The 11,043-nt window shown below is 55.5% G+C and carries 13 protein-coding genes; 2 read left to right on the forward strand and 11 right to left on the reverse strand.

What is annotated here, in order from left to right:
• Nucleotides 1-5: 5 nt before the first annotated feature.
• The 6 genes from BUA49_RS03690 to folE all read right to left on the reverse strand — a co-directional run bounded on the left by BUA49_RS03690 (nucleotide 6) and on the right by folE (nucleotide 4,831).
• Nucleotides 6-437: a MerR family transcriptional regulator gene (locus BUA49_RS03690; protein WP_072797638.1), complete on the reverse strand. Its 432-nt coding sequence runs from the start codon at nucleotides 435-437 to the stop codon at nucleotides 6-8.
• A 222-nt stretch (nucleotides 438-659) separates the two neighbouring features.
• Entirely contained in the window at nucleotides 660-980 is a 321-nt protein-coding gene (locus tag BUA49_RS03695) for a hypothetical protein (RefSeq protein ID WP_072795611.1), read from the reverse strand.
• A 51-nt stretch (nucleotides 981-1,031) separates the two neighbouring features.
• Entirely contained in the window at nucleotides 1,032-3,299 is a 2,268-nt protein-coding gene (locus BUA49_RS03700; RefSeq protein WP_072795613.1) for a putative bifunctional diguanylate cyclase/phosphodiesterase, read from the reverse strand.
• 101 nt (nucleotides 3,300-3,400) lie between these two features.
• Entirely contained in the window at nucleotides 3,401-3,838 is a 438-nt protein-coding gene (locus BUA49_RS03705) for a CoA-binding protein (RefSeq protein ID WP_072795615.1), read from the reverse strand.
• Between the two features lie 23 nt (nucleotides 3,839-3,861).
• Nucleotides 3,862-4,236 (reverse strand): dihydroneopterin triphosphate 2'-epimerase, encoded by a 375-nt coding sequence (folX, locus tag BUA49_RS03710; RefSeq protein ID WP_072795617.1) that lies wholly within the window; start codon nucleotides 4,234-4,236, stop codon nucleotides 3,862-3,864.
• Nucleotides 4,237-4,261: 25 nt separating this feature from the next.
• Entirely contained in the window at nucleotides 4,262-4,831 is a 570-nt protein-coding gene (folE, locus tag BUA49_RS03715; protein WP_072795619.1) for a GTP cyclohydrolase I FolE, read from the reverse strand.
• 211 nt (nucleotides 4,832-5,042) lie between these two features.
• On the opposite strand from folE, the gene BUA49_RS03720 reads away from it, so the two are divergent.
• Nucleotides 5,043-5,957: an alpha/beta fold hydrolase gene (locus tag BUA49_RS03720; protein ID WP_072795620.1), complete on the forward strand. Its 915-nt coding sequence runs from the start codon at nucleotides 5,043-5,045 to the stop codon at nucleotides 5,955-5,957.
• A gap of 16 nt (nucleotides 5,958-5,973) precedes the next feature.
• On the opposite strand, the gene BUA49_RS03725 is transcribed toward BUA49_RS03720, so the two are convergent.
• Entirely contained in the window at nucleotides 5,974-7,041 is a 1,068-nt protein-coding gene (locus tag BUA49_RS03725) for a GGDEF domain-containing protein (protein ID WP_072795622.1), read from the reverse strand.
• A 201-nt stretch (nucleotides 7,042-7,242) separates the two neighbouring features.
• Here BUA49_RS03725 and BUA49_RS03730 point away from each other — a divergent pair, with 201 nt between their 5' ends.
• The gene (locus tag BUA49_RS03730) at nucleotides 7,243-8,325 is read left to right on the forward strand and encodes a patatin-like phospholipase family protein (RefSeq protein ID WP_072795624.1); all 1,083 of its coding nucleotides are present in this window, start codon (nucleotides 7,243-7,245) and stop codon (nucleotides 8,323-8,325) included.
• A gap of 43 nt (nucleotides 8,326-8,368) precedes the next feature.
• On the opposite strand, the gene znuB is transcribed toward BUA49_RS03730, so the two are convergent.
• The 4 genes from znuB to BUA49_RS03750 all read right to left on the reverse strand — a co-directional run bounded on the left by znuB (nucleotide 8,369) and on the right by BUA49_RS03750 (nucleotide 11,032).
• Nucleotides 8,369-9,193, reverse strand: coding sequence for a zinc ABC transporter permease subunit ZnuB (gene znuB, locus BUA49_RS03735; protein ID WP_072795626.1), 825 nt, complete (start codon nucleotides 9,191-9,193; stop codon nucleotides 8,369-8,371).
• Nucleotides 9,180-9,968: a zinc ABC transporter ATP-binding protein ZnuC gene (gene znuC / locus BUA49_RS03740; protein WP_072795628.1), complete on the reverse strand. Its 789-nt coding sequence runs from the start codon at nucleotides 9,966-9,968 to the stop codon at nucleotides 9,180-9,182. The genes znuB and znuC overlap by 14 nt, the downstream gene beginning before the upstream one ends.
• The gene (locus tag BUA49_RS03745; RefSeq protein WP_072795629.1) at nucleotides 9,961-10,452 is read right to left on the reverse strand and encodes a Fur family transcriptional regulator; all 492 of its coding nucleotides are present in this window, start codon (nucleotides 10,450-10,452) and stop codon (nucleotides 9,961-9,963) included. The genes znuC and BUA49_RS03745 overlap by 8 nt, the downstream gene beginning before the upstream one ends.
• 118 nt (nucleotides 10,453-10,570) lie before the next feature.
• Nucleotides 10,571-11,032: a chemotaxis protein CheW gene (locus BUA49_RS03750; protein WP_072795630.1), complete on the reverse strand. Its 462-nt coding sequence runs from the start codon at nucleotides 11,030-11,032 to the stop codon at nucleotides 10,571-10,573.
• Nucleotides 11,033-11,043 lie beyond the last annotated feature (11 nt).

Below are 11,043 nucleotides of genomic sequence, written 5' to 3' on the forward strand. Positions count from 1 at the left end.
GTGGTTTACTCCTCAGCCTGCATTCCCGATTTGCTGTCGTCCCAGTGTTCAATCAACCGGCAGATGGTATGTCCATCCGGCGTGCCGTCTGGCATATCCTGCCAGGCGGCCAGCGCAGTCTTCATACGCTTGCGAAGCTGCTGCAACTCGTCAATCTCCCGCTCCACATCTGCCAGCCGTTGCTGGAAAACATCCCGAACCATCGGGCAGGGTGAGTGGTGATCGTCCGCCTGATCCAGAATTTGCCGAATCTCTGGCAGTGAAAATCCCAGCTGGCGGGCCTTCCGGGCAAAACGCAGCCGCCGTAAATCCTCAGTGTCGTATTGCTGATAGTTGTTATCCGGGTTCCGGGACGGTTTAAGCAGCCCTTCCCGAGTGTAAAAACGGACGGTATCCGGATTTACCCCAGCAGACGTAGCAATTTCTTTCACTTTCATTGTCAGCAGCACTCGCCAAACGTTAATGAGCGGTGGTGTGGGCAGTTCTTCCGAAAATGTTCGGAGCCATGGATGGCGGAGAACAAGCGTACAGGGACGCATCCACAGCGGTTTTCGGAAGAACTGCCCATACCGACGAGGCTATCGCCGAAGCCTGATAGCCAACAGTATAGGAACTAAAGGATAGCCTAAAACCTATGACCTACTCACAGGTAAAGGGTTTTAAGAAGAGGAGCTTTTCGCTCGAAGAAAGGTGCCGCAGCTTTTGCACTGATCAGGAGCCATCAACTTGGCCTGCCAGCCAAGCTTGTGGCCGCAGGCCGGGCATGCCAGGCGCAGTTGCAGAATAATGATGGGAGTAATCAGGGCCGCGAGCAGAAGACCCAGAGGCCCCCAGTCTTCACCACTGGAAAGCCCGAGTTGGCTGCTGAAAACCAGGATAATTATCAGAGCCACAAACGCAAAAATGAAATAATTCCGGTTCCAGCGCTCCCATCGGCGGAGCTTGCTGTCCTGTTCCGGTGTCAGATAACCCGTGGCCATAAAATCTCACCTGAAAAATTCAAATCCAATGTTGGGGGTGTCAGAAAGTAATTACAAACCTGAATCAGCTGTTGCACCCTGTTCTAGAGCGCCGCTGGCCAACGCTTTTTCCAGTTCCTGCGCCGGAATAGGGCGGCTGATCAGGTAACCCTGAACCAGATTGCAGCCTTGGTCCTTAAGGAAATCCAGCTGCGCCTGGGTTTCCACACCCTCGGCAACCACACGTAAACCAAGGTTATGGGCGAGATTGATCACCGCCCGGATGATCACAGCGTCATCATGGCGCTCAGTCACGTCAGTAATGAAAGAGCGGTCGATTTTAAGAAGATCCACCGGGAAATCTTTCAGATACGCCAGGGAAGAATAGCCGACGCCGAAATCATCAATCGCCAGATTCACACCAAGATCGTGCAAGCGGGACAGTTGGTCCAGGTTGTGCTCGATGTTCTGAATGAAAATTTCTTCGGTGAGCTCCACTTCAAGCCGGGCAGCCGGAATACCCTCAGCATCCAGGGCATCGCGTATTCGATCCACCAGATCCTCGTCATCCAGCTCCCGCCCGGACAGGTTCACGGCGACATTGAGCTTTCCGAAGCGGGTGTCCTTCCAGGCCGCTAGCTGCCGGCAGGCAGCCATGACCACCCAGTGCCCGATATCGGTAATCCGGCCACTCTCTTCCGCCAGTGGAATGAATTCACCTGGCGCTAACAGGCCCCGGCGGGGGTGCTGCCAGCGGATAAGCGCCTCAACACTGGTGATTTCGCCGCTGTTCAGGTTCAGTTGCGGCTGGTAATGCAGTACAAACTCATTATTGGCAAGGGCATGGCTGAGATCCTTTTCCAGCTCCAGACGCATCACTTCCCGTTCCTGCATACCGTCGGTGTAGAACTGGTAGGTGTTGCGACCCTGTTCCTTGGCGCGATACAGGGCGATGTCAGCGTTGCGCAAGAGGATATCCGCGTCCAAACCACTATGAGGATACAAGGCAACGCCCAGAGTTGCGGTAACACTGTGGGCTTCCTCCTGAATAACAAAAGGCGATTCAAAACACTGTTTGATCAACCCGAGCAAATAAATGACATCGTCAATCTCCTCCACATGCTGTTGGCAGATCATGAACTCGTCACCGCCGGAATAGGCCACCGTAATACGTTCATCACTGAGCTGATTCAGGCGCCCGGCAACCTGAACCAGCAACTCGTCACCAAACTGGTGTCCAAGAGAGTCGTTCAGCATCTGAAAGCGGTCGAGATCCAGCATTACCAGTGCCACCTGCCGCATCTGGCGATCCGCGGTGCTCAGGGCATAGGCGAGATCTTCCATAAAGAAGCGCCGGTTCGCCAGGCCGGTAAGAGCATCGGTAGACTCCAGTCGCACAAGATCCTGCTGAATAGTTTCGCGCTGCGCGATTTCTTTATCCAGCTTCCGCCGGGCTGTCAGCAGAGCTTGATTACGCTTGAGAATGAGCTGAAGCAGAAGGGTAGTGAGGCTCGTCAGCAGGCCCATGAACATAAGGGAAATAAACGTCCAGCGTGGCCAGGGGCTGCGCTGCTTTTCGACCCACGCCGGTGAAGGGCTGAGAGTCAGTTGCCAGTTCAGGGTAGGCAGGTCGATCGGCAGGGTGTAAGACATGGAGTTGCTGGTGCTTTCAAAATCGCTCAGCGTATAAACCGGAGTTCCGTTGCTGAGGATCTCTATCCGGAACATGCCCGGCTCCCGAGTGGCCATAAGATCGCGCGCCAGCGTTTCCATTCTGAAGACCCCGGCAACGAAGCCATTGTTATCGAGTCCTGCGTCGACTGGAGCATAAATAACAATGCCTTTGCCTCCCTGGCGCAGTTCGATCACCCCGGAAATATCGTAGTTTCCAGATTGAATGGCCGCCTCAAGAGCCCTGCGGCGCTGCTCGTTAAAGGCGACGTTGAAGCCAACTACGCCTTCGTTGGAGGAAAAAGGCTCAAGCCAACGGATAATAAAGTTGCGGTCGATCCACTCAATTGCCTGATAGATGCGGAAGTCTTCAAGGTAATTGCGGGCATCCTCACGCCATTCGCTTTCCGGCGTTTGCGGATCCGTTGTCAGGCGGCTAGCCATGCGCCGGATGGCGGCGGCATGAACTATAAACTCACGTTCCAGAGTATTGGCCATACTCCGTGTTTCGTTTTCAAGATTGGACTGTATCTGCCCGGTATACTGCAGGATAAGACCGTAGCGAAGCCCCGCGGCCATCGCGAGAAATACAAGGAAGATCACCACCGGAAAGGCAGGGTGCAGTAGCCGCTTTACAAAAAGCCCGCCGTTCAGGGGTAGTTGTTCCAAGAAGTGCTCCGATTATTACAAGACCGACTTGCCATTGTAACGGCTGCAGATCGTTAATAATAAACCATTCTTCCTGGACCGACTATCTTGGGCCCGGTGGCTCAGGCTCTGGCGTCGACCGCTGGTATACCCTGGCGCGGAATTTCCTGCTTCGGGCAGCGATCCATAACAACGGTCAGCCCGGCCGCTTCGGCCCGGGCGGCGCCTGCCTCATTGATGACACCGATCTGCAGCCAGATCACCGGAACCTTCAGCTCGATGGCCTGATCAATAATCGCATCCGTGCGCTCCGGTGCAAGGAACAGCTCTACCATATCGACCGGCTCCGGCACAGAGGCGATGTCTGCATAGACTGTCTCACCCAACACTGTCTGGCCGGCCAGGCGTGGGTTTACGGGGATAATCCGGTACCCGTGCGCTTGCATGAACTCCATGACTTCATGGGAGGGTCGATTGGTTTTTCCGCTGGCTCCCACCAGAGCAATAGTGCGCACGCTTTCGAGAATAGCGCGCATCTGGCCGGGTTGATTGCTTGGCATGGGTACGGAACACCTGTGTTGGACTAACGACGTGCCTCAAGACATACAGACACGGATTCCGCATAGCGTAGCGCGTGCGGCTTGTCGATTTCTACCTGCGCCCATTGCACGGCGCCATGTTCCATAACGATGCTGAGCACTTCGTGAGTCAGGCGCTCCAGAAGGGCAAAACGGTTGCCATCCACGTGACCGATAATCTGCTTGGTGATGGTGCGGTAATTGAGCGCGGCCGTAATTTCATTCCGGTTAATCGCTTCAGTCGCATCGTAAGTCAGGCACACATTGATGATCACGTCCTGCTGATTATTGATTTCTTCTTCTTTGATGCCGATATAGGCACGCAGCAGTAGATCCTTGATCTTGACTCTTGCCTGGTGGTTGCAGGGAACCTCTGTCATACCGCCTCCATTCGAATCGCTGTTATCAGCGATTGTTGCTGATCAGGTTCAGAAATTCTGCGCGTGTTGCCTGAGATGTACGGAACTGCCCAAGCATCATGGAGGTTTTCATCTTCGAGTTCTGCTTCTCCACACCACGCATCATCATGCACATATGCTGAGCTTCGATAACCACCGCAACGCCTTTGGCATTGGTGACGCTCTCAACGGCTTCGGCAATCTCGCGTGTCAGATTTTCCTGAATTTGCAGGCGGCGAGCATACATGTCTACGATGCGTGCAAACTTGGACAGGCCCAGAACACGACCCTGTGGCATATACGCAATATGGCATTTTCCAATAAAGGGAAGTATGTGATGTTCGCACATGCTGTATAGCTCAATATCCTGTACCACAACCATCTCATCCATTGCGGACTCAAAAACCGCATTGTTGACGAGATCGTCAAGGTCCTGCTGGTAGCCGTGGGTCAGAAACTGCATGGCCTTGGCCGCACGCATGGGGGTATCCTGCAGACCTTCACGGTTGGTGTCTTCACCCAGCCCGTTGATGATGGCGCGGTAGTGGCCCGCGAGGTCGTCAAGGAGTTTGGTCATAGTCTTTTCCGGTTTTATTAATGGTACGGAGGTATGGTGCAAGAGCCAAAGCTTAAGTGAATTTGCTTGGCATCTCTACGGTTTACGATGATGCTCTCAGAAAAGACCAGTCTTAGTTTGCAGTTTATAGGGCGCAGCTGCGCGGCTATGGCGGGACGGCCGGGTTTATTCTAAAGTCGCAGACTGTGAAAGATCTGTCGGGGGGTAACGCATGGAACAGCAGATACCTGGTATCGGGGGCGTAAAGGCAGCCGGGCGTGGAGTGGCTACGCTTGATGCATGGCAACAGGGAGGTAAATGGTTCAGCTATGAAGGCCACGCGATATTCAGCCGCATGGCGGGCCAGGGTGAGCCGCTGGTGCTCCTGCACGGATTCCCGACGGCCAGTTGGGACTGGAGCCGTATCTGGCCCATGTTGGTTCAGAGCAATAATGTGCTGGCTGTGGACATGCTGGGGTTCGGCTTTTCTGACAAGCCCCGGGAGCATGCCTACAGCATTGAAGACCAGGCAGACTTGATGCAGGGGCTGCTGGAAGGCCTTGGGCTTGAGTCGGTGCATCTTTTTGCCCATGACTATGGGTGCAGTGTCGTCCAGGAGCTTCTGGCCCGGGAGCAGGAAGGGATGCTGCCTTTTCGGATTGCCAGTGTCTGTTTTCTGAACGGCGCGCTGTTTCCGGAAGTACACAACCCTTTGCTGATTCAGAGATTGTTGCGCAGCCCGTTGGGCGGGCTAATCAGCCGGGGCCTGACACGGCGCAGCTTCGAGCGCAGCTTTCTGAAGCTGTTTGGCAGCAAAAACGTCCCTGACCAGCGGGATATGGATGATTTCTGGCACCTCCTCACCTACAACAACGGCCGCGGAATCCTGCATCACCTGATCCAGTTTATGGAAGATCGCCGGTGCCACCGTCATCGCTGGGTGTCCGCGTTGCAGAATGCCAGACAGCCCATGCGTTTGATTTCAGGAATTGCAGATCCTGTATCAGGAGCGGCCATGGTGCAGCGTTATCACGAAATGATTCCTGAGGCCGATGTCGTGCAATTGAAGAATGTCGGACACTATCCGCACTTTGAAAGCCCCTGGGAGGTTTTCAGTGCTTACAGGGATTTCCGAAAACGCCAGTGATGCCCCAAACGGGATACTAACTGATGACAGGAGCCAGGGGTTCGTCCGGATTCTGGCTCTCTGGCATCAGGTGGCCGGCAGCGCCGACCACCTGATTACGGCCCCTGGATTTGGCCTCGTACAGTGCCTGGTCGGCACGGTTCAGCCATACGGACCAGGTTTCACCTTTGCTGACTTCGGCGATACTGGCGCTGGCGGTTACCTTGACATCATCGAGAAACGGCCGGGCGCTGATGCTGGTCAGGAGCTGGTGGGCCAGAACACTGCCCTCCTGCTGACTGGTCTCAGGCAGCACAAGCATGAACTCTTCTCCGCCGATACGAAAAAGCTGGTCGCTTTCTCTGAGCCGATTGCGCAACCGCAATGCCATCTCTTTCAGAACCTTGTCGCCGGCAAGGTGCCCCCACTGATCATTAATCATCTTGAAGTAATCCAGATCCAGCAGGATCAGACTGGATAATCGGTCATAGCGTTCTCGCATCTGAATCTGGCTGTTCAGAATGTCGGCCAGTTGTGACCGGTTCAGGCAGCCGGTAAGCGGGTCGGTGGTTGCAAGTCGGGTGAGTTCATTCTGGAGCTTACCAACCAGCCACGCGAAGATCATGGAGAACAGGCAAGTAAGCCCCAGTGAGAAGGTAATGCGCCAGAAATCCGCTTCGGGAAACTTCACGAAAGAAACCACTGCCATAACGCTGACAAAAACGATGTTGCTGGCAATGGCTTCCCGCAGAGGTAACAGGAAAAACAGGGCCGATGCGGCAGGGTAAGCCCAGTATAAGCCCGCGTGTCCGTTAATAGCCGTTGAGTAAGCGGCGCAGACCACGGCCAGCAGGGGAAACAGAAGACCTTTCAGGAAGTAAGTGTCGCGAAATCGCAACAAGCCGATCACCAGAAGCGCGTTGACGGCGAAAAGCACCAGCAGCCCCGAGAGGAGAAAATGATGGTGCTGCCATTGTACGACTACAAGCGGTGCAACGGCGATGAAGGCCCAAAAATGTAGGTGATATACCAGCTGGCGCTTGAAACCAAGCACTGCAAGCGTCGGGTTGGTAGACTTGGAAACGGTGGAAGAAAACGTGTTCACAGCATACTCCCGCTGTCTGGATAAAGCCGCTGCCGGACTTAAACATGAGCTTAGCACGTGCGCGCGCCTGGTGAAGCTCGAGTATTTGTTTATTGGCGTTATTAGTTTTGTTCAGTTGGCCCTTGAAGACCATTTCGTTAAAATTCTCCCGAGTTTTGTTCTGATTGTCATTCTTATAAAAACCCTGACGGGAAACCTGATATGACCGCCATCCATACCCGCGCGCCCGCACTGACCATTCGGGCAGGCCGCCAAACCATGCAGCGGTTGCAGGAAAAACCGCTGACACCGGATGATGTGCACGTTATACCCGGTGCGGCGGGTGGCCCCAAGGCCCTTGGCCTAAGTGGTCTGGATAAAGCGATTTTCGGTGACTGGCTGCCGCAGGTTGAGCAGGAGCGTTCCCTGATTGGTTCGTCGATCGGCAGCTGGCGGTTTGCCGCCATTGCCTCTTCGGATAATCCCCGGGCTCAACTTACCCGGCTGGCCGAACTTTATACTTCTCAGCGTTTTTCGAAAGGTGTCAGTGCTGCGGAAGTCAGTCGTCAAAGCGCTCTGTTTCTCGAAGAACTGATCGGTGGTCGGGAAGATTTTATCCTGGAGCACCCATGGTACCGTCTGAATGTTGTCGTTGTTCGCAGCCGCGGCATGCTTGAATCCGATTCCAGAGCTCGCCTGAGCCTTGGCCTGATGAGCGCCATAAGCGCTAATGTAGTTGGTCGGCGCCACTTGGGCCGCTTCATGGAGCGGGGCATTCTCCACGACGCCCGGCTGAAAGCTCCGCTGTCGCCGCTGAAAGACTTTCTCAGTCATGAAGTCCCGCTGAGTCGCGACAACCTCTTGCCGGCTTTGCTGGCCTCGGCGTCCATTCCAATGGTTATGTCTGGTGTTCGGGATATTCCGGGTGCGCCAAGCGGTATATATCGGGATGGTGGGCTTCTGGATTACCACCTGGATCTGCCGTACAAGCAGCCGGGCGTGGTTCTGTACCCACATTTCACTGATCGTGTAGTACCGGGCTGGTTCGACAAGACGCTGCCCTGGCGGCGTGGCGATGCGACCCGCCTGCAGGATGTGTTGCTGGTGGCGCCTTCGCCGGAATACCTGGATCGCCTGCCGGATGGCAAACTGCCGGATCGTAAGGATTTTGAATCTTATGCCGGAGATGACAGTAGCCGGGAACGCTCCTGGCGAAAAGCCATTGCCGAGAGTGAGCGCCTGGGCGACGAATTTCTCGAACTCCTCGAAACCGGCCGCCTGAGAGATGTTCTCCAGCCCTTATGACGGAGGGGCAAAGCGATCTGTCATGGTGGTGTTTATCCTTGTCTCATGCAGAACGTCGGGCTAAAAATCGGCCAGCGCTGCCATAGACAACGAGAAACGTGGAAAACGCCGTCACCACGACTGAGGGGCCAGCCGGCGTATCCAAGTGCCACGACATGCTCAGGCCACCTGCCACCGCAATAAACCCGAATACCACCGCCAGGGCCGCCATCTGTTCCGGGGTACTGGATAGCCTGCGTGCTGTAGCTGCGGGAATGATCAGCAGTGCGGTAATCAGCAGAACGCCCACCATCTTCATGGCGACCGCAATCACCAGCGCAAACATCAGCATCAGCAGCAGGCGCAGGCGCTCAACCGGAACCCCTTCTACCCGCGCCAGTTCCTCGTGGATGGTGCTCATCAGCAAGCCACGCCAAAGCATAGTTAAAAGTGTCAGAATCACAATGGCACCGCCATAGATCCACAGCAGATCGTTGCGGTTCATGGCCAGCAGGTCGCCAAACAGGAGGCCTGTCAGGTCGATCCGGACATCTGGCATGAAACTGAGCGCGACCAGGCCGATTGCCAGGGCGCTGTGAGCAAGAATGCCCAGCAGAGTATCGGTGGCGAGTGTTTTGTTGCGGGAAAACAGCATCAGGGCCATGGCCAGAATAACGCTGGTAATGATAACCCCGAGATTCAACGGAACACTGATCAGAAAGCTAAGAGCTATGCCCAACAGTGCTGAATGGGCCAGGGTATCGCCGAAATAAGCCATCCTCCGCCACACTACAAAGCAACCCAGAGGGCCGGCGATCAGCGCCACACCAAGACCACCAATGAGGGCGCGCCAGAAGAAATCATTCAGTACGGCATCAATGATGGTCATGATGACACTCCTCATGACCAGTGGCTGAACCGGAATGGACTGACCCCACCACGTTGCCGTGGAGATCGTGGCTATGGTTGTGATGATGGTGATACACCGCCAGGGATTCCGCCACTGGCCGGCCGAAGGTTTCAATAAAAGCCGGGTCGTGTGAGATGTCGGCGGGATGTCCGCTGCAACATACGTGCTGGTTCAGGCAGATGACCTTGTCGGTTGCGGCCATGACCAGGTGCAGGTCGTGGGAAATCATGATAACGCCACAGTTGAGCTCGTCCCGTAGTTGGCGAATCAGATCATAAAGCGCGGCCTGGCCATTGATATCAACGCCCTGAGCTGGCTCGTCAAGTACCAGAAGATCCGGTTTTCTGGCCAGCGCCCTGGCCAGCAGCAGACGTTGTTGCTCGCCTCCTGAAAGATGATGTACTGAGGCGTTGAGCAGGTGGCTGACACCGGTTCGTGCCAGCGCAGACACACACTCTGACAGCGGTTGGCCACTGAGCAGCATGAAGCGTTTGACGCTCAGCGGCAGCGTTGATTCCAGGCTCAGATGCTGAGGCACATACCCGATAACCAGATCCCTTGCACGCATGATGCGGCCACTGGTTGCAGCCTGAATGCCCAGAATGGCTTTGATCAACGTGGTTTTACCCGCGCCGTTGGGTCCTATGATGGTTATGATGTCGCCACGGTGCAGTGACAGGCTTACCCGGTCAACAACCGGCCGGCCGTCAAACTGGACGGTAAGATTGTCGATGGCAACCAGCGCATCACTCATGGTGCTGTTCCGTCTGACAGCCGGGGCACAGACCAGCCACCTCCAGCGTTACCGTTTCGGTACGGAATGCTTCGGCGCCTGCCGCATTGAGTATCGCCGTGGATACCGACGTGTTCGTCAGCTCCAGAACATTGCCGCAGGCGCGGCAGATAAGAAACATACCCGTATGGTGTTCGCCGGCATGGGCGCAGCCGGTAAAAGCGTTAAGCGAAGCTATGCGGTGAACCAGCCCTTGCTGCTGCAGAAAATCCAGTGCCCGGTATACCGTTGGTGGTGCGGCGTTATGGCCTTCGGACGTAAGTTCTGCGAGCACATCATAGGCCCCGAGGGGCTTGTGGGATTGCCAGATCAGCTCCAGCACTCGCTCACGGGTGGGCGTCAGGCGGGCATTCTGCTGCTGACAAATCGTTCTGGCGTCGGCCAGAGCCTGACGGACACAGGCATCGTGGTTGTGAGGGCGGTACGGGAGCGCACGGGCAGACATGGTCGGGATCCTGCATTTGCAAAAAAGTGCAACATTATAACATTTGCTAGGATCCTTCTGCCACGGGGCAGACGAATAAGCCGGGTATCTGTTGGTGCTGTGGTTCCAGATTCTGCGTCTATACCAGTGATTCGCTGGCGAGAGATTCCAGGTAATCCAGATTGGGAATCCAGGCGGCTTCCCCGTCAACTTCGACCTGCATCAGATCGGCAGGGCCATTTTCGCCATCCAGTCGCTTAACCTGATCTTCGGTAATACGAACCTGGCTGGGGATGCCCTGGGTGATCAGGGCCATAAAGCGGAGCTTCTTGTTATTGTCGCTGATGGTGTTGAGCACGACAATCCGGCCACGGTTTTCACCGGGTACTGACAGGGTGCCGCCGTTGGCCGCATCGTAAGATATAACTGGCAAATTCAGCCCGCGCCATTCCAGTCGGCCAGCCAGCCAGTCAGGCGCACCAGTGCCTGCGTCATTACTGGCGTAGTCCACGACCTCGGCAATGGATACGTTGGGCAGTATAAGCTGCCGCCTGCTTACGGGGATCATAACGCAGGTGAGGGTTTGGCTGTTGTCTTTCATTGCTTGTGTCC

The organism is Marinobacter antarcticus, assembly GCF_900142385.1.
Lineage (GTDB): Bacteria > Pseudomonadota > Gammaproteobacteria > Pseudomonadales > Oleiphilaceae > Marinobacter > Marinobacter antarcticus.

Bases quoted from the DNA above. Each gene is read 5' to 3' on its own strand.
- BUA49_RS03745 (WP_072795629.1), bottom strand. From the start codon at position 10,452: ATGTCTGCCCGTGCGCTCCCGTACCGCCCTCACAACCACGATGCCTGT.
- BUA49_RS03695 (WP_072795611.1), bottom strand. From the start codon at position 980: ATGGCCACGGGTTATCTGACACCGGAACAGGACAGCAAGCTCCGCCGA.
- BUA49_RS03730 (WP_072795624.1), top strand. From the start codon at position 7,243: ATGACCGCCATCCATACCCGCGCGCCCGCACTGACCATTCGGGCAGGC.
- znuB (WP_072795626.1), bottom strand. From the start codon at position 9,193: ATGACCATCATTGATGCCGTACTGAATGATTTCTTCTGGCGCGCCCTC.
- znuC (WP_072795628.1), bottom strand. From the start codon at position 9,968: ATGAGTGATGCGCTGGTTGCCATCGACAATCTTACCGTCCAGTTTGAC.
- BUA49_RS03750 (WP_072795630.1), bottom strand. From the start codon at position 11,032: ATGAAAGACAACAGCCAAACCCTCACCTGCGTTATGATCCCCGTAAGC.
- folE (WP_072795619.1), bottom strand. From the start codon at position 4,831: ATGACCAAACTCCTTGACGACCTCGCGGGCCACTACCGCGCCATCATC.
- BUA49_RS03720 (WP_072795620.1), top strand. From the start codon at position 5,043: ATGGAACAGCAGATACCTGGTATCGGGGGCGTAAAGGCAGCCGGGCGT.
- BUA49_RS03705 (WP_072795615.1), bottom strand. From the start codon at position 3,838: ATGCCAAGCAATCAACCCGGCCAGATGCGCGCTATTCTCGAAAGCGTG.
- BUA49_RS03690 (WP_072797638.1), bottom strand. From the start codon at position 437: ATGAAAGTGAAAGAAATTGCTACGTCTGCTGGGGTAAATCCGGATACC.
- folX (WP_072795617.1), bottom strand. From the start codon at position 4,236: ATGACAGAGGTTCCCTGCAACCACCAGGCAAGAGTCAAGATCAAGGAT.